19 protein-coding genes are annotated in these 21,339 nt (G+C 67.5%); 10 read left to right on the forward strand and 9 right to left on the reverse strand.

Annotated elements, in window-relative coordinates; genetic code table 11:
• Positions 1–11 precede the first annotated feature (11 nt).
• From ABIC25_RS00100 to ABIC25_RS00130, 7 genes are read left to right on the forward strand one after another with little or no spacing between them, the layout of a single operon-like run.
• Positions 12–860, forward strand: coding sequence for a carbon-nitrogen hydrolase family protein (locus tag ABIC25_RS00100; RefSeq protein ID WP_354559440.1), 849 nt, complete (start codon positions 12–14; stop codon positions 858–860).
• A gap of 20 nt (positions 861–880) precedes the next feature.
• Complete coding sequence (locus ABIC25_RS00105; RefSeq protein ID WP_354559828.1) at positions 881–1,993, forward strand: MSMEG_0565 family glycosyltransferase; 1,113 nt, start codon at positions 881–883, stop codon at positions 1,991–1,993.
• The gene (locus ABIC25_RS00110; RefSeq protein ID WP_354559441.1) at positions 1,990–3,030 is read left to right on the forward strand and encodes a DMT family transporter; all 1,041 of its coding nucleotides are present in this window, start codon (positions 1,990–1,992) and stop codon (positions 3,028–3,030) included. Before ABIC25_RS00105 ends, ABIC25_RS00110 begins: the two co-directional genes overlap by 4 nt.
• A complete protein-coding gene (locus ABIC25_RS00115) occupies positions 2,996–3,406 on the forward strand; it encodes a nuclear transport factor 2 family protein (protein ID WP_248645449.1) in 411 nt (136 codons plus the stop codon). The genes ABIC25_RS00110 and ABIC25_RS00115 overlap by 35 nt, the downstream gene beginning before the upstream one ends.
• Positions 3,403–4,437, forward strand: coding sequence for an LLM class F420-dependent oxidoreductase (locus ABIC25_RS00120; RefSeq protein WP_354559444.1), 1,035 nt, complete (start codon positions 3,403–3,405; stop codon positions 4,435–4,437). Before ABIC25_RS00115 ends, ABIC25_RS00120 begins: the two co-directional genes overlap by 4 nt.
• On the forward strand, positions 4,437–4,901 hold the full coding sequence (locus tag ABIC25_RS00125) for an SRPBCC family protein (protein ID WP_354559446.1): 465 nt from the start codon (positions 4,437–4,439) through the stop codon (positions 4,899–4,901). Before ABIC25_RS00120 ends, ABIC25_RS00125 begins: the two co-directional genes overlap by 1 nt.
• 29 nt (positions 4,902–4,930) lie before the next feature.
• Positions 4,931–5,539, forward strand: a complete 609-nt coding sequence (locus ABIC25_RS00130; RefSeq protein WP_354559448.1) for an FKBP-type peptidyl-prolyl cis-trans isomerase — start codon at positions 4,931–4,933, stop codon at positions 5,537–5,539.
• 227 nt (positions 5,540–5,766) lie between these two features.
• Here the strand turns inward: ABIC25_RS00130 and ABIC25_RS00135 are convergent, their stop codons facing one another.
• The 4 genes from ABIC25_RS00135 to ABIC25_RS00150 form a co-directional block, all read right to left on the reverse strand.
• Positions 5,767–7,182 (reverse strand): cytochrome P450, encoded by a 1,416-nt coding sequence (locus ABIC25_RS00135; protein ID WP_239398789.1) that lies wholly within the window; start codon positions 7,180–7,182, stop codon positions 5,767–5,769.
• Positions 7,183–7,282: 100 nt separating this feature from the next.
• The gene (locus ABIC25_RS00140) at positions 7,283–8,557 is read right to left on the reverse strand and encodes a glycosyltransferase 87 family protein (RefSeq protein WP_354559450.1); all 1,275 of its coding nucleotides are present in this window, start codon (positions 8,555–8,557) and stop codon (positions 7,283–7,285) included.
• A gap of 50 nt (positions 8,558–8,607) precedes the next feature.
• Positions 8,608–9,054 (reverse strand): globin domain-containing protein, encoded by a 447-nt coding sequence (locus ABIC25_RS00145; RefSeq protein ID WP_354559451.1) that lies wholly within the window; start codon positions 9,052–9,054, stop codon positions 8,608–8,610.
• A gap of 113 nt (positions 9,055–9,167) precedes the next feature.
• Positions 9,168–10,439 (reverse strand): reverse transcriptase family protein, encoded by a 1,272-nt coding sequence (locus tag ABIC25_RS00150; protein WP_354559453.1) that lies wholly within the window; start codon positions 10,437–10,439, stop codon positions 9,168–9,170.
• A gap of 459 nt (positions 10,440–10,898) precedes the next feature.
• On the opposite strand from ABIC25_RS00150, the gene ABIC25_RS00155 reads away from it, so the two are divergent.
• The gene (locus tag ABIC25_RS00155; protein ID WP_354559455.1) at positions 10,899–11,432 is read left to right on the forward strand and encodes a glyoxalase superfamily protein; all 534 of its coding nucleotides are present in this window, start codon (positions 10,899–10,901) and stop codon (positions 11,430–11,432) included.
• A 424-nt stretch (positions 11,433–11,856) separates the two neighbouring features.
• Positions 11,857–13,119, forward strand: coding sequence for an HNH endonuclease (locus tag ABIC25_RS00160; RefSeq protein WP_354559830.1), 1,263 nt, complete (start codon positions 11,857–11,859; stop codon positions 13,117–13,119).
• A gap of 517 nt (positions 13,120–13,636) precedes the next feature.
• Here the strand turns inward: ABIC25_RS00160 and ABIC25_RS00165 are convergent.
• The 5 genes from ABIC25_RS00165 to ABIC25_RS00185 form a co-directional block, all read right to left on the reverse strand.
• Positions 13,637–16,045, reverse strand: a complete 2,409-nt coding sequence (locus ABIC25_RS00165) for an ATP-binding cassette domain-containing protein (protein WP_354559457.1) — start codon at positions 16,043–16,045, stop codon at positions 13,637–13,639.
• Between the two features lie 206 nt (positions 16,046–16,251).
• Positions 16,252–16,662 (reverse strand): VOC family protein, encoded by a 411-nt coding sequence (locus ABIC25_RS00170; RefSeq protein ID WP_064572129.1) that lies wholly within the window; start codon positions 16,660–16,662, stop codon positions 16,252–16,254.
• A gap of 19 nt (positions 16,663–16,681) precedes the next feature.
• Complete coding sequence (locus ABIC25_RS00175) at positions 16,682–17,113, reverse strand: helix-turn-helix transcriptional regulator (protein WP_354559459.1); 432 nt, start codon at positions 17,111–17,113, stop codon at positions 16,682–16,684.
• Positions 17,114–17,138: 25 nt separating this feature from the next.
• Entirely contained in the window at positions 17,139–18,809 is a 1,671-nt protein-coding gene (locus tag ABIC25_RS00180; protein ID WP_354559461.1) for a phospho-sugar mutase, read from the reverse strand.
• A complete protein-coding gene (locus tag ABIC25_RS00185) occupies positions 18,806–20,035 on the reverse strand; it encodes a glucose-1-phosphate adenylyltransferase family protein (RefSeq protein WP_354559463.1) in 1,230 nt (409 codons plus the stop codon). Before ABIC25_RS00185 ends, ABIC25_RS00180 begins: the two co-directional genes overlap by 4 nt.
• A gap of 112 nt (positions 20,036–20,147) precedes the next feature.
• Between ABIC25_RS00185 and ABIC25_RS00190 the strand changes: the two genes are divergently transcribed.
• On the forward strand, positions 20,148–21,323 hold the full coding sequence (locus tag ABIC25_RS00190) for an NAD(P)/FAD-dependent oxidoreductase (protein ID WP_354559465.1): 1,176 nt from the start codon (positions 20,148–20,150) through the stop codon (positions 21,321–21,323).
• Positions 21,324–21,339: the final 16 nt, after the last annotated feature.

A 21,339-nucleotide genomic window follows, 5' to 3' on the forward strand; every position in this document is an offset into this window, starting at 1 on the left:
ACAGTTCGCCCATGAGGACGGTCACCCTCGGGGCCCTCGCCGCGCACTTCGGACGCGACGTGGAACGCGGTGTTGCGAAGGCGGTCGGCATCGTCGAATCCGCCGCGACCGACGGCGTCGACCTTCTCGTCTTCCCCGATGCCTCGCTCGGCGGCTATCTCGGCGATCTCCGTGAACCCGATCCGACCGAGCTGCCACCCGCTCTCCAACCCGACGGTCCAGAACTCGCCGCGATCGCCGCCGCCGCCGGCGACATGACCGTCTGCATCGGCTACACCGAAGCGGTCGGCGAGCAGCGATTCAACACCGCCGTCTGTCTCTCGGGGGACGGCATCCTCGGCACGCACCGCAAGGTCCATCAGCCCGCCGGCGAGGCACTCGCCTACGCGGCCGGTGACTCCTTCGGTGCCTTCGACACCCCGGTCGGCCGCGTCGGCATGCTGATCGACTACGACAAGACCTTCCCGGAGTCGGCACGCACGCTGGCGCTCGACGGCGCACGGATCATCGCGGCGCTGTCCGCGTGGCCGGCCAGCGTCACCGACCGCGCCGCACGCCTACCAGCGGACCGCCAGTCCCGGTTGTTCGATCTCTACGACAGCGCCCGAGCTGCCGAGAATCAGGTGTTCGTCGTGTCGTCGAACCAGACCGGGGTGATGGGGTCACTGCGCTTCCTCGGACAGGCGAAGGTCGTCGGACCAGGTGGCGACATCCTGGCAACCACTCGTTCGAAAGGCGGGATGGCCACGGTGACCGTCGATGTCGACGCCGAGGTCGACCGGGCGCGGCGCGTCCTGAGTCACCTCGCCGAACTCCGGCCGGACACGTACCGGTCGACGATGCCGGCGGAGCAGCGGTGACCGGTACGCAGAATCTCCGCATCGCTCTCCTGACCTATTCGACGAAACCCCGCGGCGGCGTGGTGCATACGCTTAACCTCGCCGAGGCGATGGCGCGGCTCGGCGCCGACGTCACGGTGTGGTCACTCGCCCGCGGCGGCGACGAGGGTTTCTTCCGCGCTGTGGATCCGGCTGTGCGGGTGCGGCTCGTCCCGTTCCCCGACCGGGAGAACGAGACGATCACCGAACGTATCGTGCGGTCCATCGACACCCTGCGTGCCGCCTTCGACCCGGCCGACTTCGACATCGTTCATGCGCAGGACTGCATCAGCGCCAACGCCGTCGGGACGTGCATCCGCACGATCCACCATCTCGATCAGTTCACGACGCCGATCCTCGTCGCCTGCCACGAGAAGGCGGTGGTCAACCCGTATGCGCGGATTTGTGTGTCGCGTGCCGTTGCCGACGAAGTCGAACACGGCTGGGGTTTCACTCCGACGGTGATCCCGAATGGCGTTGCGTATGAACGTTTCGCCGGAGCGGCGTCGGACTCCCCCACGTCCGTCGAAGCTCGACGACGCTGGTCGGATCGGTTGGGCGACTATGTGCTCGCCGTCGGCGGCATCGAACCGCGCAAGGGCAGTATCGACCTCCTGGAGGCGTATGCCGTGCTGCGCGAGAGGCACCCAGTACTGAAGCTCGTCTTCGCGGGTGGCGAGACCCTCTTCGACTACCGCGACTACCGTGCCGACTTCGACCGTCGGCGAGCCGAACTCGACGTCGAACCGGTCGTGCTCGGGAACGTGCCCGATGACGACCTGCCGTCACTGGTCGCGGCCTGCCGCGTGTTCGCGTTCCCGTCGGTGAAAGAGGGCTTCGGTCTGGCGGCGATGGAGGCACTCGCCGCGGGGCGGCCGGTCGTCGCACGAGACCTCCCCATCCTGCGCGAGGTGTTCGGTGACACCGTCGCCTACGCTTCGACCGTCGCGGAACTCGCCGAGGCCCTCGACGCGTCGCTCACGGCCGACTCCGAACGCATCACGACCGGCCGTGCCCTGGCCGCGTCGCTGACGTGGGACGACGCGGCCCGTCGGCACTTGGAGTTCTATGCGCGGAATCCGCATCCGGTGTCACCGGTCGGCACCCGCGGATGACCGAGTCCCGCCGGACCGAACGCGCCGGGATGCTCGCGGTGGCGCTCACCGCGATCCTGTGGGGCACATCGGGCACCGCGGCGGCGATGGCGCCCGAACTCAGCGCGGTGACCATCGGTGCGATCGCCATGTGCGGCGGTGGCCTTCTGCAGGCTGCGGTCAACGCCCGCGGGATTCGAACCGCATGGACTGCGCCGGGAGCGGAGCGAGCGGGCCGAATGACACCGTCCCAGGTGACCGCACAGTGGCCGGTCGCGCTGCTCGGCGGCATCTGCGTGATGATCTACCCGCTCTGTTTCTTCGGGTCGATGCGCGTCGGCGGCGTCGCGCTCGGGACCGTCGTGTCGTTGGCGTCGGCGCCGCTGTTCTCGGCGGTGATCGAGCGGGTCGCCGACGGCCGCAGGCTGACGACGCGCTGGTCGGTCGCCTGCCTGCTCGGCATCGTCGGCAGTGTGGCCCTGGCGGTGTCGCGGAGCGAGTCGTCGCACGGAGATGCACTGTCCGGCAGCCACTCCGCTGCGCTGGGTGTGGGGCTCGGCGTACTCGCGGGCGTCACCTATGCCGGGTTGTCGTGGGCGATGCGTCGACTGATGAGCCGGTCGGTGCCGCGCGGCGCGGCGGCCGGAACCGTCATGGGTCTGGGCGGAGTGCTCCTGCTGCCGATCGTCGCGGTCGGCATACCCGCGGTGATCGAGCACCCCGACACCCTGGGCGTTCTCGCCTACCTCGTCCTGGTGCCGCAGTTCCTCGGCTACGTCCTGTTCAGCCGCGGACTCGGCCGGATCGACAGCAGCACCGCCACCACGATCACCCTGATCGAGCCCGCCGTGGCGACCGCGCTGGCCGTCGGGGTGCTCGCGGAACCGATCACGGCGATCGGGTGGGTGGGCATGACCCTGCTCGCGACGGCGTTGCTCGTACTCCTGGCCCCTCGCCTGCCTTCATCAACCGGCCCGGCATCCATTAGCGTCGAAGCAGAATCACCGACAGGGAGGTCGACGCATGAAGCAGTTCCGAGAGGCCGTCGAGGCGCGTGACGAGCAGGCGATGAGGGCGCTGCTCGCCGACGATGTGGTCTTCACCAGTCCGGTCGCGTTCAAGCCGTACCCGGGCAAGGCGATCACATCGGCCATCCTGCGTGGCGTGCTGCGGGTCTTCGAGGACTTCCGCTACATCCGCGAGATCAACGACGCCGGCGGACACGACTCGGCGCTCGTCTTCGAAGCGGTGGTCGGCGGCAAGAAGATCACCGGCTGCGACTTCATCCACGTCGACGACGACGGCAAGATCGACGACCTCATGGTCATGGTCCGCCCGCTGTCGGGCGCACAGGCCGTCGCCGCGGCGATGGGCGCACAGTTCGACCAGATCGCCGCGGAAGCCGCCGCCGAGTCAGAAGGAGTCAACCAGTGAAACTCGGTCTGCAACTGGGCTACTGGGGTGCGCAACCGCCCACCCATCACGCCGAGATCGTCGCCGCGGCCGAGGCCTCCGGCTTCGACAGCATCTTCACCGCCGAGGCCTGGGGATCCGACGCCTACACCCCGCTCGCCTGGCTCGGGTCGTCGACCGAACGTGTCCGGCTCGGGACGTCGGTGCTGCAACTCTCGGCCCGTACACCGACCGCCTGCGCGATGGCCGCGCTGACCCTCGATCACCTGTCCGGCGGTCGCCACATCGTCGGGCTCGGCGTCTCGGGGCCGCAGGTCGTCGAAGGCTGGTACGGGCAGAAGTTCGCCAAACCCCTCGCCCGGACCCGCGAGTACATCGACATCATGCGCCAGGTGTGGGCCCGCGAGGCCCCGGTCAGCAGCGCCGGACCCCACTACCCGCTGCCGTTCGACGGTGACGGTGCGTCCGGATTGGGCAAGACACTCAAGCCGATCACGCATCCGCTGCGCAGCGACATCCCGGTCATGCTCGGTGCCGAGGGACCGAAGAACGTCGCCCTGGCCGCCGAGATCGCCGACGGGTGGCTGCCGCTCTTCTACACGCCGCGGATGGCCGACACGTACAACGAATGGCTCGACGAGGGATTCGCGCGCCCGGGTGCACGACGCAGCCGCGAGGACTTCGAGGTGTGCGCGACCGCCCAGATCGTCGTCACCGACGATCGCGAGGGCACCTACGCGGCGATCAAACCGTTCCTGGCGCTGTACATGGGCGGAATGGGCAGCGAGGACACCAACTTCCACGCCGAGGTCTACCGGCGGATGGGCTACTCCGACGTCGTCGACGAGGTGACCGCACTCTTCCGCAACAACCGCAAAGACGAAGCAGCACAGATCATCCCCGATGCCGTCGTCGACGACTCGGCGATCGTCGGCGACCTCGACCACGTGCGTGAACAGATCAAGGTCTGGGAAGCGTGCGGCGTGACGATGATGCTCGTGTCGCCGGGCAGCGTCGCCGAGGTCGAGCAGCTCGCCGAGCTCATCCGCTGATGCTCTCCCCCGCCCGCGTCACCGTCATCGACACCGTGGTGCCGTTCGACGCGCCGCTCGACGTCACCTTCGACTACCTCGCCGACCCGGCGAACCGTCCGGAATGGCAGTCGAGTCTGCGTCGGGTCGACGACCTGCGGCCCATCGGTGACCGGGCGGGTGACGTCGGCACCAGCTGGACCGACGTCACCGTCGTCCCCGGGGTGTCCCCGCTGATGGAGGTGACCGCCTGTGAGCCTCGCCGGACATGGCAGGAGATCGGACGGTGGCGGTCGGTCGACGCGGTGCTGACATTGACGTTCGCCGAACGCGAGGCCGGCACCGACGTACATGCCGAGGCGGTGCTGACGGTGCCCGCGGTCGGTGGGTTGGTACTGGCCGCGACGCGATGGCCGGCCGCGCGAGCCGTGCGGGCCGATCTCGAGCGGGCCGCACGTGTGCTGGGTGGTCGCGACGCTCGGTGAGCGGTCCCTCCTCGGGTAGCGTTCCCTGGGTGAACATCAAGAACGCGACACTCGTCCTCGGCACCGCTCTCGTCCTGGCCGTCGCCGGTTGCAGCTCCGACTCCGATTCCGGTTCGGGCACAACCGAACCCACTGCGACCGCGGCGACCGGCGGCGCCGAGACCCCGGCAGCGGGAGCAGAGAGCTGCCCGAGCGCACCCGCGAACGCCGACGCCACCCCGCAGTGGACCGAGAAGGGCACCACCGGCGGTCTGCAGATGGTCGCGTCCACCGCGACCGAGGCCCCGGACATCACCGTCGAGAACCCGTTCAGCGTCGATGCCACCCAGGTCAAGGTGCTCGTCGAAGGTGACGGCGCGGTGGTGCCGGAGACCGCATCGGTGTCGGTCTGCTACGTCGGCGTCAACGGCCGCACCGGCGAGACCTTCGACAGCGCCTACGCAAGCGGCTCCCCCGCGAACTTCCCGCTCGATGGCGTCATCCCGGGCTTCAGCAAGGCCATCGCGAATCAGAAGGTCGGGTCGAAGGTGGGCGTCGCCATGACGTCGGCCGACGGCTACGCTTCCGGAAATCCCCAGGCGGGCATCGAGGTCGGCGACACCCTCGTCTTCGAGATCAGCATTCTCGCGGCGTCGTAGGGGTTGGTGGCACGCGGAATCACTTGGTGACTTCGGGTCGCCGGGTGATTTCGACTCGGCTCCTCGCTCCGCTCGGTGCCGGCTCAATCAGCAGAGGGACTCGGCTCCTCGCTGCGCTCGGTGCCGGCTCAATCAGCGGAGGGACGAGGCTCAATCAGCAGAGGGTCACAGAGTTGAAACAGAAGCGCCACTTCCGTTTGTCGGAAGTGGCGCTTCTGGTCACCAGGTCAGATCTTGCGGTGCCGCAGGTTGATCGGCAGGCCGTCGGCGGGGGTCGGGCCGGTTCCGTAGGTCAGTTCCGGGCGGTAGTCGGCCGGGACGTCCCACTCGAAGCGCAGCAGCATCTGGTGCAGGATCGACTTCACTTCCATCCCACCGAAATACAGGCCGATGCACTTGTGTGCGCCACCGCCGAAGGGCGCCCACGCGAAGCGGTGGACCTTGTCCTCGCGGCGCTCGGCGGAGAAGCGTTCGGGGTCGAAGTGGGTGGGGTTGGGCCACCACTCCTTACGGAGCATCGTCGCCCACGGGTGGATGCCGAGCAGTGTGCCCTTCGGGATGTAGTGCCCACAGACCTCGGTGTCCTCGATCGCCATCCGGAAGAGCATGCCGACCGGGGCGTTGAGCCGCAGCGTCTCCTTGAAGGCGAGCTCCATGCTGGGGAGTTTGTCGACGTCGTCGTAGTCGATCGTCGGCTTGTCGAGGGCCAGGGACTCCTCGCGCAGGCGCTGCTGCCATTCGGGATGGCGGCCGAGGAAGTAAGTCATCATCGACAGCGCGATGGTGCTGGTGTCGTGCGCGGCCATCATCACGAAGATCATGTGATTGACGATGTCCTCGTCGGAGAACGTCTCGCCCTCGTCGCTCTCGGCGTTGCAGAGCACGCTGAACAGGTCGTCGGCGTCGTTGCCGCGACGCAACGGGATCTCGGAGCGGAAGTACTCCTGCAGCACCTCGCGGCCTCGGAGTCCCTTGGCCCAGGTCCAGTTGCCGACATCCTTACGCACGATCGCCTGACCGCCACGCACGGCCGCCTCGAAGGCGTGCTCGAGGCGGTGGGCCTCGGACTCGCTGACGTGGGCGCCCATGAAGACCTCGGTCGCGAGCGACAGCGTGAGGTCCTTGGTGCGGGAGTACATCTTGAAGCCGTTGCCCACCTCCCAGTTGGCAAGGGTCTTCTCGATGTGCGGGGTCATGATGTCGAGGTAGCCGGTGAGCCGGGGCTTGCTGAAGGCCTGCTGCATGATGCGGCGGTGCTGCATGTGCTCGTCGAAGTCCATCAGCATGACACCCCGGCGGAAGAACGGGCCGATCATCGGCTCCCAGCCAAGTTCGCTGGAGAACGCCTTCTTGCGGTTCATCCAGACCGCCTCGATCGCTTCCGGGCCGACGAGCGTGACCATGTTCATGCCCAGCGCACCCGACCACGAGACCTGCCCGTAGCGATCGAACCGCTCCATCGCCGACTTGAGGGGGTCGACGAGCGCTTCGAGCGTGTTGCCGAGCCACGGGATCCCCGGGTCACCCATGACCGGCTTGAGGTCGGACCCGGCGGGCGGCTCGGCCAGCGGGCGTTCCGAGCTCGGGTACATGCTGCTCGCCTTCGCCAGCACGCTCTGGATCTGCTTCTTCCGACTCGTCATGAACCTGCCACTCCCCGTTGATCCGATGTGCGTTACATCACTATGCACCATTGGAACGGATTTTAGCGCTTGTTTCAAGGGGCTGATGCGGACGGGGTGCTCAAGCAGGTTGGGCGAGCGTGTCGGCCGCTCTCCGCGAAGCGAGCACGCGCGGCGCCGAGACGCCCAGAGCGATCAGCACGGCGAGGGCCCAGAGCAGGTACGACGACCCGACGAGGTGCTGCCACCAGGCCCAGGACAGCTCGGCGTCGTACCGCTGCGGGATGCGCTGGTGTGGTGCGACGGCGAAGATGACCACTCCCAGGCCGAGGAGCCACCACCAGATCGCACCCGCGGCGGGGCGGGTCGCGAGGTAGGTCAGCAGGAGCAGCAGCGGGACCACCCAGACCCAGCTGTGGTCCCAGGCGACCGGCGAGCAGTACAGCGCGGCGGAGGCGACCGCGATGAGGGCGGCAACGTCGTGCGGTGTCGTCGTCGGCGGGTCCGCCGGTGCCGGCGACAGCAGGCGCCATGCCACCCACGCGATGAACAACCCGACGACGAGCGAGACCAGGAACCACGCCGCGTCGGACTCGGTGCCCAGGCGCCCGAGTTCACCCTTGATCGACTGGTTGTTCGCGAAGTGCGGGCTCCCGATGCGGTCGGTGTCGAAGAGGGTCGAGGTCCAGTAGGTGGTCGAGTCGCTCGGTGTCAGCAGGTGGCCGAGAGCGGCGTAGCCGATCGCTGACACCGCGGCGACGGCAAGTGCGCGCCAGTCCCGGCGGACGAAGAAATACAGCAGGAAGACCGCGGGGGTGAGCTTGATCGAGATGGCGAGGCCGACGAGCAGACCGTTCCACCATTTGCCCCGGCCCAGTAGGGCGTCGACGACGACGAGCGTCATCAGCACGATGTTGATCTGACCGAAGTTCAGGGTGTCGCGGACGGGTTCGAGCCAGAGGGCGACTGTCGTGGCCGCCGTTGCGAGCCACCAGAGGTCTTTCACCGGCCGGTCGAGGAGGCCGGACAGGACGATCCGGCACACCACGAGCAGGCAGCCGATGGAGATCGCGGTGAACAGTGCCTGGCCCAGGCCGAGCGGTACGACGGTGAACGCAGAGAACAGTGCGGCGGCGAGCGGTGGGTAGGTGAACGGCAGATAGGAGCCCTCGGCGAGCTGCGGCAGCATGCCGTACAGGTCGCCGCCGTCGAGCAGAACCCGGCCACCCATGCGGTAGACGTCGAAGTCGATGCGATACGGGGTGGGCGGTTCATTCGGCAGGACGACGATCGCGACCGCCGAACTGAGGACGAAGGCGGCGAGTGTCGCCCATCGGGCCCACGGCGTTCCCAGGTAGCGATCCAGCGCATGTCGGATGGTTCCAGCAGCAGTCACGAGCCCTCACTTCCGAGCGGGATCGTATCGCGGGCGACTCTCGGGACCGGTCAGGCCGCCCCTGCGCTTCGACGTCGGGCGCGCGGTGCAGTTGCCGACTGGTCGGGGTAGCCGTCGAGCATGATCGTCGCGATCGCGCCGAGGGCACGGTCCCACGCCTGCGTCATCGCCGGAGTCCACGCGTCGCCGCCGATCTCGCTCATTGCGGCGATCATGCATTCCGCCAACGCGCAGTACATCGGCCGGGTGACGCCGAACCCGGCGTGCCGCCGCCCCAGCGCGTGGAGTGTCGTCCTCAGCCACTCGGCGTCGTCGACATGCTCCACGACCGACACGATCGCGCTCCGCAGCCTGCGTGCCTGCACGCGGGTGTCACCGTCGAACATCGCGCGGACCGTGGGATAGCGCTCGAAGAGGACCTCGTAAAAACGGACGGTGAGACCCGAGTCGGGCAGGTCGACGAGAGCCAGACTGTCGACGAGCAGTTGCTTGTCCATGGAGGGACTCTGATGGTCGTGCGTTGCCGCTGGACTGGCGGTCCGGAAGCCAGAGGTAACAGTGACCGCACACCGAAGTGCACTCCGTGTGAGGTTCGGGATGGTTCGGACTCTCATGTGTCCCAGTCGACTGTTGCCGCCAGGTCCAGCAACCGGCGTCGACGGGTCTCCCCCGTCGCCCCCATCCATGCGATGAGTCCGTAGACGTGTGCGCGGAAGTCCGGGTGATCGTCGCGATTCTGCGACGACGCACCGTGACGGCGGGCGTTGTGGAGCAGCGCTCTCAAGTTGTCGTAGTCGGATCTGGCGACCTGGGGTCGGTCGTTGACGACGAGTCCGGCGAGGCGTTGGCGCTGATGGCGGTGCATGATGCGGACCTTGTCCGGGTGGACGGTGAAGCGCTCGGCTTCCACAATGCGAAGCATCGTCCACAGCGCCCGGTCGGCGTCGATCGCGTCGCCCGAGATCGCGAGGTCGTCGCCGTACCGGGTGTACCGGAGACCGTTGCGGCGGGCATAGCCGTCGAGCCGCCGATCCAGCGACCGCATCACGAGGTTGGCGAGATGGGGCGACGTCGGTGCGCCCTGCGGGAGATGACGTTCGCGAAGTAGAGCTGCGTGCGTGCGGTCGATTCCCCGGAGCTCGTCGACGGGGGTTGCTGTGGTACACAATTCGGCCAGCAGGCGGGCGATGTGCGATGGGTACCCGACGTCGCGGAACACCGCACGAACACGTTCAACTGTGATGGTCTCGAAGCAGTGCCGGAGGTCGACGCGCACCACCGCCGGCCGGTCGGTGTGCGGCCAGGCGAACGCGGCCGGCGACGACCCGGGCACGAACCCGCGAGCCGCCGAATGTGCCGGGATGCGTTCGACCAGACGTCTGAGCAGGCGCCGTTGGGTTTCACGCATCCGCGGCTTCGGGGCTTCGATGACGCGCACACCGTCGCGTTTGTCGCGCCGCCAGATTCGGTAGTGCCGCAACGGAGGACGTGCCGTTCGCAGCCACTGTCCACGGTCGGCGAACCACTCGAGTTCCGGGACGGTGAAGTCGAGCCAGTGCGCGAACTGCTCCACGTCGTAGAGATCGGGCAGATCGTCGGGCACCGTTCCCGTCGATTTCGGTTCGTGCAGAAGGAGGGGCCGGCGCGGTTCGGGCGTCGGGTGGGTCCACGGAAGCAATGCCTCGAGGAGCACGGATGCGGGGTGTCTCGGTTCGTGCGGTGAGAGGTCGAAGAGGCGGTCGGCCACGTCGGTGATGGCTTCGGCAGGCAGAACGGTACGCAGCGCGTCGACGACCTCCGGCCACGTCCATGCCGAGTACGTCCGCGAAAACGCCGCAGCGACTTCGGCGGCCTCGTGTGCGTGGAGGAACGGGTCGGTCACGGCGTCGTCGCCTGTGTGCGGGTCGACGGTCGGTGATGAACGACGGGTGTGGTGACCAGAGCTGTGGTGCAGCGGCGCCGGGTGGCACGTGGAGCGTGCGCGCCGGCGTCGGACGCAGGAACCAACTGTGAAATGCACCCAGGGGTTACCCCTGAGACGGATCGCAACGATCCCCTCTCACCTCGCCCGTCGTTCATCAACCGACATGGTGCCACGGTGGTGTGACAACCGAGCGGATGCCCAACGGTCGGCGAGCGGCCGCGCCGACGCCATTGTGCGCAGTCCTGCCTGCAGAGAACCCTGCCAGACTCATGTAGACAGACTCCATGGTCGGCCGATCCCTCGCCAAGGCGTGAACGAATCGGGTGTGCGGTTGCGCTTCGAAGCGTCTGGGTTGAGGCACAGTGTCGACAGAGATGCGAGCGCCGGCCGTGGCCGGCAGCCCCCGAAGGAGACCGAATGATGACGCCGTCGAATGTCGCGGACGCCAGACGAGCCGCACAAGCGTTGCGCAACTCGCTTGCACTGAATGGCTTTCCCGAGCCGACTGATCCGCAAGCACTGGAGATCCTGTCCCACACCGCCGGGTACCCCGACTGGACCTCGTACAGCGCAGCACTGACCGCGGCCCGCCCTCTGTTCGCGGTCCCGGTCCTACGGATCTTCGACGTCGCGGCGGCACGGCGCTTCTATTGTGAGTACCTGGGTTGTGAAGTGCTGTTCGAGCATCGATTCGCCGACGATCTACCTCTGTATCTGAGGGTCGGCCGAGGCGAGATCGAACTGGACCTCTCCGAACACCATGGCGATGGTACTCCAGGCAGCGTTGTGTGGATCGACGCGACAGGGCTCGATGCGCTGCACGCCGAGCTACGCTCGCGCGACCACCTGACGTCGATACGACCGGGGATCGATCGATCCGCCCCGGGTGGGCCCACCATGGAGCTCATCGACCCGTTCCACAACGTCTTGCGAATCTGCGAATCGCGGTAGGTTTCGGCCTGGTTCCGCACCGCACCGCCCACGTCGTCCGATCGCGCGAGGGGTCGTCGGGTGGTGGCGACCCAGCGCTCTGGCCGAGATCTGTTGGCACGCCGGGGGTGACACATGTGGTGTTGTCGATCGGCAGGTCCCGGTGAGGCAGATTCTCGCGAGTTGCCTTCATCCGGTCCCCCTCATGAATTCTCAGGCGGTGGCCGCCGCTACAGATTCGCCGATTGTCGGCAGAGGCGCTGTTCTTGGTCGCGAATCCTAATACTGGTGTGACTGGAGTTTCCTAATACTGGTGTGACTGGAGTTCACCACTGTTGACGATCAACGCACAGTCAACGCAGGGAGACGCACAGTCGACGAAATACCCTGCACAGTCGCCAAATTCGTCGATTTGAGCCTGTGGATAGTCCTCGAGAACGAACGATTGTTCCCGTACAGTGGGGTCATGCCAGAGCTCGCCACACTCCTCGATCAGCTCATCGAGACCAGCCCGCCCGTCGATGACCCCACGGGTGCAGCAACATTCGACGCGTTGAACACACTGCGGTTGATCCGCAATACCGTCGATACTCAGATCGTCACCCACACAGCACAACTCGACGAACTCGGCGTCGCACAGAAGGCCGGTGGCACCACCAAGCAGATGCTGATCGAATCAGGACATGCGCCCGCAGCAGCCCTACGCATCATGCGAAGCGTCGACGGCCTACCTGCGCTGCCCTCCGTGGCTCGCCACGCCGCCGACGGACGACTCTCTGCGGAAATCGTCGACGCGATCATCCGCGGCATGAATTGCATCGAGAAACGCTGCCGCGAGACACTTTCCGAGGACGACAACAACGGGCATGAGATCGAGCTTCTCGCCCAGGCGTTGTCGGGTGCGTCGCCAACTCAAGTCCTCGCACGCGCACGCGCGCTTGCGAACACTCTGTCAGACGCCACCGACAGCGGAATCCCCGCCGCGGATGATCCGTCTCTGAACACCGTCAATGCGCACACCACCGACGACGGCCGCGTCGACATCCGCGCCGACCTCACCCAGACCGTCGGCGAGAAGTTTCTGTCGATGATCGACGAACGGTCCTGCCCAAGGCCCGAACCCGACGGAGCCAACGACCGACGCACCGCTGAGCAACGCCGCGCGGACGCATTCGAGTTGATCCTCGACCAGGCCACACTGGGTGCCAGTATCGACAGCGTCGGCAGTCCACGGACCCAACTCGTGCTGACCATCCCCGCCACCGGCGTCGATCCGGCAACACTGCCATGGACCGGATCCGTCAGCCAGGCAACTACCCGACAGATCTCGTGCGACGGGAGCCTGACCGAGATCGTCCTCGACGACGGAGGTGTACCCCTGCAGATGGGACACACCCACCGGCTGTTCCCGCCGCATCTGCGCAAAGCAGTGATCGTCCGAGATGGCTGTTGTATCAAATGTGGTGCACCACCGTCACATACCCAGGTGCACCATGTGCGCCACTGGGCCGACGGCGGCCCCACCGACCTCGAGAACGGATGCCTGCTCTGCCAACGATGCCACACCCAGGTCCACCACCACGGCTGGGACGTCGTCATGGGCTTCGACCGACGCCCCTGGCTCGTCCCGCCCGCCACCATCGATCCGCAACGCAGGCCGCTGCCGGCCTACAACCGACGCACCATGCGACTCGACGACGCCGCGTGACCTGAGCACAGTCTCACGCGTAGCACTTCTGCACCCGGGCTTCCCGGGACCGCATCTGTACCTTGACAACTCCATAGTGGGATCTGACTGAGCCCGCGGGTGTATGGGCGGAAAACTGTTGCCGCCCTTCGTGGCTCGTCGACCTCGACGCGCTCCTTCGTCGCTTGCTCGGCCCGGCGGCTATCGCTCCTCGCACCTCAGGGGGCAGTGGGCCGGCTTGCGCTCCTCGCACCTCAGGGGGCAGTGGGGCCGGCTTGCGCGTCCAACTCTGGTCCCTGAGGAGCGAGCTTGCGAGCGTCACGAAGGGTTTCGCAACCTCGGTCGCCAGACCCTTCGTGACGCGCCCTCCGCAAGCTCCGGACGCTCCTCAGGGATCAGAGGGGTGACGCGCCCTCCGCAAGCTCCGGACGCTCCTCAGGGAGCAGAGGGGCCGGCCAGCGCTCCTCGCACCCCAGGGAGCAGTGGACCCTGGCCTGAGGTTCACCACCCCGGAGTGCGATTCCGCGGCTACCTCCGGTCAGGCGCCCACGTACTCGGCCAGGTGCTCGCCGGTGAGTGTGGATCGGTCGGCGACGATGTCGGCCGGTGTGCCCTCGAAGACGATCTGACCGCCGTCGTGGCCGGCGCCCGGGCCCAGGTCGATGATCCAGTCGGCGTGCGCCATGACGGCCTGATGATGCTCGATGACGATCACCGACTTCCCGGAGTCGACGAGACGGTCGAGCAGCCCGAGGAGTTGTTCGACGTCGGCGAGGTGGAGGCCGGTGGTCGGCTCGTCGAGGATGTAGACGTCGCCCTTCTCCCCCATGTGGCTCGCCAGCTTCAGTCGCTGGCGTTCGCCACCGGACAGCGTGGTCAGCGGCTGGCCGACCTTGATGTAGCCGAGGCCGACGTCGACCATCCGATGCAGGATCTTGTGCGCTGCCGGGAGTTTGGCGTCGCCGTCGGCGAAGAAGCCCTCGGCCTGGGCCACCGACATCTCGAGCACTTCGCTGATGTTGCGGCCGCCGAAGGTGTAGTCGAGCACCTCGGCCTGGAATCGCTTGCCCTCGCACACCTCGCAGGGCGCGGCGACGCCGGCCATCATCGCGAGGTCCGAGTAGACGACACCAGCACCGTTGCAGTTGGGGCAGGCACCCTCGGAGTTGGCGCTGAACAGCGCCGGTTTGACGCCGTTGGCCTTGGCGAACGCCTTGCGTATCGGTTCGAGCAGCCCGGTGTAGGTCGCCGGGTTGGAGCGCCTCGACCCCTTGATCGCGCTCTGGTCGATGGAGACGACCCCGTCTTCCTTCGCCACCGTCGAGTTGATCAGCGAGCTCTTGCCGGAGCCGGCGACCCCGGTCAGCACGACGAGCACGCCGAGGGGGATGTCGACATCGACGTCGCGCAGGTTGTTCGCGTCGGCCCCGCGGACCTCGAGATGTCCACTGGGCGTGCGGACCTCGTCCTTGACGGCGGCCCGATCCTCGAGGTGGCGTCCGGTGAGTGTGTCGGCGACACGCAGTTCGTCGACGGTGCCCTCGAAGACGATATCGCCGCCGTCGGTGCCCGCGCCCGGGCCGATGTCGACCACGCGGTCGGCGATCGCGATCACCTCCGGCTTGTGCTCGACGACGAGCACGGTGTTGCCCTTGTCCCGCAACGCACGGAGCAGATCGTTCATCCGGGTGATGTCGTGCGGGTGCAGGCCGATCGACGGCTCGTCGAACACATAGGTCACGTCGGTCAGCGACGAACCCAGATGACGGATCAGCTTGGTGCGCTGGGCCTCGCCACCGGAGAGTGTGCCGGCCGGACGTTCCAGCGACAGGTAGCCCAGACCGATGTCGACGAACGCGTCGAGATGATCGCGCAGCGCGGCGATCAGCGGCGCCACCGATGGGTCGTCGAGTTCGGCGACCCACTGGGCGAGATCACTGATCTGCATCGCGCAGGCGTCGGCAATGCTGATGCCCTTGATCTTCGACGACCGGGTCTCGGCCGTGAGGCGGGTGCCCTCACAGTCCGGGCATTTTGCGAAGGTGATCGCGCGGTCGACGAAGGCGCGGATGTGCGGCTGCATCGCCTCCCGGTCCTTGCTCAGCATCGACTTCTGGATCTTCGGGATCAGACCCTCGAAGGTGACGTTGATGCCCTCGACCTTGATCTTCGTGGGCTCCTTGTAGAGCAGGTCGTTGAGTTGCTTCTTGGTGTACTTCGCGATCGGCTTGTCCGGGTCGAAGAAGCCGCAACCGCGGTAGATCCGGCCGTACCAGCCGTCCATCGAGTAGCCGGGAATGGTCAGCGCGCCCTCGTTGATCGACTTCGACGAGTCGTAGAGCGCGGTGAGGTCGAAGTCCGAGACGTCCCCGCGCCCCTCGCATCGCGGGCACATGCCGCCGGTGATGGAGAAACTCCGCCGCTCCTTGACCTTCTGGCCGCCCTTCTCGATCGTCACCGCACCCGCCCCACTGATCGAGGCGACATTGAACGAGAAGGCCTGCGGTGAACCGATGTGCGGAGTTCCCAAGCGACTGAACAGGATACGCAGCATCGCGTTGGCGTCGGTGGCCGTACCCACCGTCGACCGGACGTTGGCTCCCATGCGTTCCTGGTCGACGATGATCGCGGTCGTCAGACCTTCCAGGATGTCGACGTCCGGCCGCGCCATCGACGGCATGAAGCCCTGGACGAACGCGCTGTACGTCTCGTTGATGAGGCGTTGCGACTCCGCGGCGATGGTGCTGAAGACCAGCGAGCTCTTCCCGGAACCCGACACACCGGTGAACACGGTCAGCCGACGCTTGGGCAGATCGACGTTGACGTCCTTGAGGTTGTTCTCCCGTGCGCCGTGGACGCGGATGAGGTCGTGTGTGTCGGCGGGGTGGACGCCGTCGGCCCGCACGGCGTCGACCTTTGTCTCGGAACGGGTCGCGGTTCGGCTCATCGTCTCTCCATCAATGCGGCGACCGCACGTGGGCGGTCGCCGGGATTTGGGGTGCTCGTGTCATCTCGGAGGGTCGGTTCCGCCAGATCGGTGCGCGGACTCCCGGTCGATCTAACCAGTCCGGAGGGCACGGTCGCGGCAGGTTCTCCATCGACGCCCGCGACGAGTGCTTCCGGGGGCGGGAATCGACCGGGTCCGCACATCTCTCAGCCGGCCTGGTCGATGCGGATGAGGTTGCCTGCGGGATCTCGGACGGCGGCGTCGCGCACCCCGTACGGCTGATCCATCGGCTCTTGCACGATGTCGACACCGCTGCCCTGCAGCTTCTCGAACAGGCCGTCGAGGTCGTCGGTCGCCAGCGTGAGAGCGCCGTAGCTTCCCTTCGCGATCAGTTCGAGAATCGTCTGGCGTTCCTCATCGGAGATGCCGGGGTCCGCGGCCGGCGGATGCAGGACGATCGACGTGCCCGGCTGACCGGGCGGGCCGACGGTCAGCCACCGCATGCCCTCGTAGCCGACGTCCTTGCGGAGCTCGAAGCCGAGGAGGTCGCGGTAGAAGCCGAGGGCGGCGTCGCCGTCGGTGTGCGGGAGGAAGGTGTACTGGATCGTGATGTTCATGCGATCAGGCTAGGCAGTCTCACCCACGCTGTGCTTCTCGATTCCTGATCGGTCTGGTGATGTTCTTCGCCAGGCACGCCGGTATCCCGTCCGTCGCGTCGGCCGACTGTTCGCGGTAGACCGTCGGCGGCACCCCGACGAGTTCGGTGAACCGGGTGCTGAACGTGCCCAACGAGGAGCATCCGACCTCGAAGCACACCTCCGTCACGCTCAGATCGCCGCGCCGGAGGAGGGTCATCGCGCGTTCGATACGACGAGTCATCAAGTACGAGTAGGGCGATTCACCGTAGGTCTGGCGGAACTTGCGACTCAGGTGACCGGCCGACATGTTCACCCCGCGAGCGAGTGCCTCGACGTCGAGCGGTTGCGCGTGCTCGCGGTCGATGCGGTCGCGGACCTGACGCAGCAGGGTCAGGTCGCGCACGCGCTGATCGGAATCGGTTCGCGGCACGAATCGATGGTAGTGCACCGACGGTTCACAGCTGGAGCAATGCGGCGATGTCGGCGCCGAGTGCGTCGAGACGACGCGAGGCCTCGGCGTGGGGTACGACGCCGTCGGGACAGTCCAACACGACCTCGAGGTAGCACTTCAGCTTCGGTTCGGTGCCCGAGGGGCGGACGACGACCCGGTCGTCGGCGGCGGTCCGCAGCAAGATGCCGTCGGTGGGCGGCAGATCGGCGGATCCGTGTGCGAGGTCGCGGTTCTCGACCACCGGCGAGCCGGCGAGACGATCGATCGGTGTGGACCGAAGACGCTCCATCATCTCGCCGATGAGCGCGGTGTCCTCGACGCGGATGGTCAACGGCGCGGTCGCGTGCAGACCGTGGCGGCGGGCCAGGTGGTCGAGTTCGTCGGTGAGCGTGCGGCCGTCGCGGGCCAGTTCCTCGACCAGGGAGATCACCCGGACCATCGCACCGATGCCGTCTTTGTCGCGGACGGTGTCGGGGTCGGTGCAATAGCCGATCGCCTCCTCGTAGCCGAAACGCAGGCCGGGCGTGCGGGCGATCCATTTGAAGCCGGTGAGCGTCGCCGCAAACCGGAGCCCGTGGTGCGCGGCGATCCGGCCCAGCAATCGGCTCGACACGATCGAACACGCCAGGGTGTCGCCGGGTCGCGCCAGGTCACGCGCGGCCTGCTCCCCCAACAATCCGCCGATCTCGTCACCGGTCAACTGCCGCCATCGGCCGTCGGCACCGGGCGTGGCGACCGAGCAACGGTCGGCGTCGGGGTCGAGTGCGATCACGACATCCGCGTCGACGTCGCGCGCGACATCCAGCGCGAGGTCGAGGGCCCCGGGTTCCTCCGGGTTGGGAAACGGCACGGTCGGGAAGTCGGGGTCGGGAGCGGACTGCGCCGCCACGACATGGACGTCGCCGATCCCCGCGGCGCACAACACATCTCGGGCAACACCGCCGCCGACACCGTGCAGGGGCGTCAGGACGACACGAACCGGTGAGGGACCGGAGTCGGGTCGTAGCCCCGCGGTTCGCTGCACGTAGGTGCGGACGATCGCGTCGTCGAGGTGGATCACGGCCGCGGAGTCACGAGGCACCTGGTCGGCGGGTGGCGCCTGCGCGATCCGGTCGGCGATGTCGCCGTCGGCGGGCGAGATGATCTGGACTCCCCTGCCCCCATCATCGGTGGCGCGGCCGCCCAGGTAGACCTTGTAGCCGTTGTCGGCCGGCGGATTGTGCGAGGCCGTGATCATCACCCCGGCGTCGCAACCCAGTGACCGTGTGGCGTGAGCGGTCACCGGGGTCGGCAGCCTCGGCGGCAGCGCGAACACGGTGAGCCCTTGTGCGGCAAGAACTTCGGTCGCAGCGTCGAAGAACTCCGCGGAGCCGTGCCGGGCGTCGCAACCGACCACGACGCGGGCATCGGGACCGACCGTGTCGAGCAGATATCGGGCGAGACCCACCGTGGCCCGGGTGACGACGGCGACGTTCATCCGCGACTCACCGGCACCGACCTCACCGCGCAGGCCCGCGGTACCGAAGGCCAGCGGGCCGTCGAAGCGGGACGCGAGATCGCCGGCTGCCGCGTCGTCGCCGTTCTCGGCGGCGTCGATCAGTGCGGTGAGCGCGGCCCGGGTCGACGGATCGGGATCGTGGTCTCGCCAGCGGCGTGCGGTCTCGATCGTCGTCACCGGATACGACGGCCCGGGTCGACACGGTCACCGAGGGTGACGCGGGCACCTCGCAGGATCTGTGTGTCCATGCCGACGAGCGTGATCTTCTCCGTGGGCACCGGCCGGGTGCGAGGATGCCCGCCGATCACCGCGTTCGGACCGACGCGAACGCGTTCGTCGAGCACGGACCACGCAACCGACGCGCCGGCGCCGATGACGGCATCGCCGAAGACCACCGAATCGGCCACCACCGCACCCTTCTCGACGACCACGCCCGGTCCGAGCACGCTTCGCCGAACCGTGCCGAGCACATGGGCACCGCCGCTGACCAGACTGTCCTCGACAACCGCCCCGGTCTCGATGCGCGCGGCCGGACGTTGCGGCTGATTGGTGAGGATCGGGCGGTCGCCGCGGAAGACGTCGAGCGCCCCGGAGATCAGGTCGCGGTGCGCCTGCAGGTACGTCTCGGGACGACCGGCGTCGATCCAGTACCCCGGCATCGCGTGGGCGACGGTCTTGCCGCGATCGACGAACCACGGCAGCAGGTGCTCGCCGAAGTCACCCAGGCCGGTGTCGTCCTTCGGTGAACTCTCCGTCGTCCGGCTCTCGAGGTACTCCAAGCCCTCGATGAGGACGGCAGGGTCGTAGACGAAGATCTCGGTGGCGATCGTGCGCGTGGTGGCGCGCTCGGGTTTGTAGCGGAACTCGCGGACCGTCCCGTCGCGGCGGGCCTTGACTGTGGCATGCTGCGTGGCCTCGTCCAGCGGACACGTCGTGGTGACGACGGTGCATTCGGCCCCATGACGGCGGTGGGTTTCGATGGCGTCGCGGAAGTCGAAGTCGTACACGTGGTCGGCGCTCATCACGATGACCTCGGCCGGGGCGTGGGCGGCGATGCGGCCGCGGATGCGGTACAGCAGGTCGGCGTTGCCGGTGGCGAAGCCGTCTTCGGTCTCCGCATCGTCGGTCTGCTCGGGCATCACGACGCGCAGACCGCCGCTCGTGCGGTCGAGGTCCCAGGGCCGACCGCCGGCCACGATCTGCGTGATGGTCTCGGCCTCGTACTGCACGCAGAGCCACACATCGTCGATGTGGCTGTGGTGCAGGTTGGACAGCGGAAAGTCGATGAGCTGATAGTTGCCCGCGAACGGCAACGCCGGTTTCGCACGCCGATCGGTCAGCACCTCCATCCGCGAACCACGTCCACCGGCCTGCACGATCGCGAGAACCTCCGAATGCCGCATCACCCCAGTCTGCCGCACTCCGCCGGGTTTGCCCGGATGGCGGGGCCACGGAGCGCTGGGTGGCATGCTCGACCACAGATCGGTCGGTCCGGTCTGACGAGGAGGTACATCGGTGGCGCGCATCCGACGGGCCGAGCACGCGACGACGGAGCGTGTCGAGGTCGACTGTCTGGTCATCGGCGGCGGGATCGTGGGTCTGGCCGTGGCCCGCGCGTTCGCGCTGCAGGGGCGCGAGGTCGTCGTCCTGGAGGCCACGGATTCCGTTGGCGCGCAGACGACGTCGCGGAGTTCGGAGGTGATCCACGCCGGTCTCTACTATCCCGAGGGCAGCCTGAAGGCCAGGTTGTGCGTCGGCGGCCGACGGCTGCTGACACGCTTCTGCGACGAACACGACGTGTCGTGGGCGCAACCGGGCAAGCTCATCGTCGCCACCGACGACACCCAGCGGGAACGACTGGACGAGATACACCGGCGCGGCCTGGCCAACGGTGTCACCGACCTGCGCCGGATCGGTGCAGCCGAACTGCGCGACCGCGAACCCGAGATCGACGGCGTCGCGGCGCTGTTCTCGCCGTCGACCGGGATCGTCGACGTCGACGGCGTGGTCCGTGCACTCCGTCGGGACCTCGAGGCCTCGGGCGGCGGAATCGCTCTGCGCAGCAGAGTGATCGGCGGGCACATCGACCGCGACGGGATCACCGTGCACACCGATGACGGCGAGTCGGCCACCACGCGAACACTCGTCAACTGCGCCGGGATCGGCGCATGGCAGGTGGCCCGGAGCCTGACCGGGTTCGACGTGCCGCTACCGCCTCGGTTTCTCGCGAAGGGCAACTACTTCGGGCTGTCCGGCGTCCGCGCACCGTTCCGGCACCTCGTGTACCCGGTACCCGCCGACGGCGGGCTGGGCGTGCACTTCACGATGGATCTCGCCGGCGCCGCACGATTCGGACCCGACGTGGAGTGGCTCGACGTGACCGCGGGTGAGACAGCCGCCGAGGACGAGCTCGACTACGCCGTCGACGATGCGCGCGCCGCGGCGTTCGAACGCGCGATCCGCACCTACTGGCCCGGACTGCCCACGGCGGCCTTGGTTCCCGCCTACGCGGGTATTCGGCCGAAGGTCACCGGGCCGGGGGTTGCGGCAGGCGATTTCGAGATCCACGGCCCCGCGACGCACGGGATCGCCGGGGTGGTCAACCTGTTCGGTATCGAATCGCCGGGCATCACGTCGTCGCTGGCGATCGCCGAACATGTCGTCGGTCTGGTCACGCCCCCGACGACGTGACCAGACCGACCGGAGA

Origin of the sequence: Gordonia sp. PvP123 (genome assembly GCF_040547295.1) — a bacterium.
GTDB classification, from domain to species: Bacteria; Actinomycetota; Actinomycetes; order Mycobacteriales; family Mycobacteriaceae; genus Gordonia; species Gordonia terrae.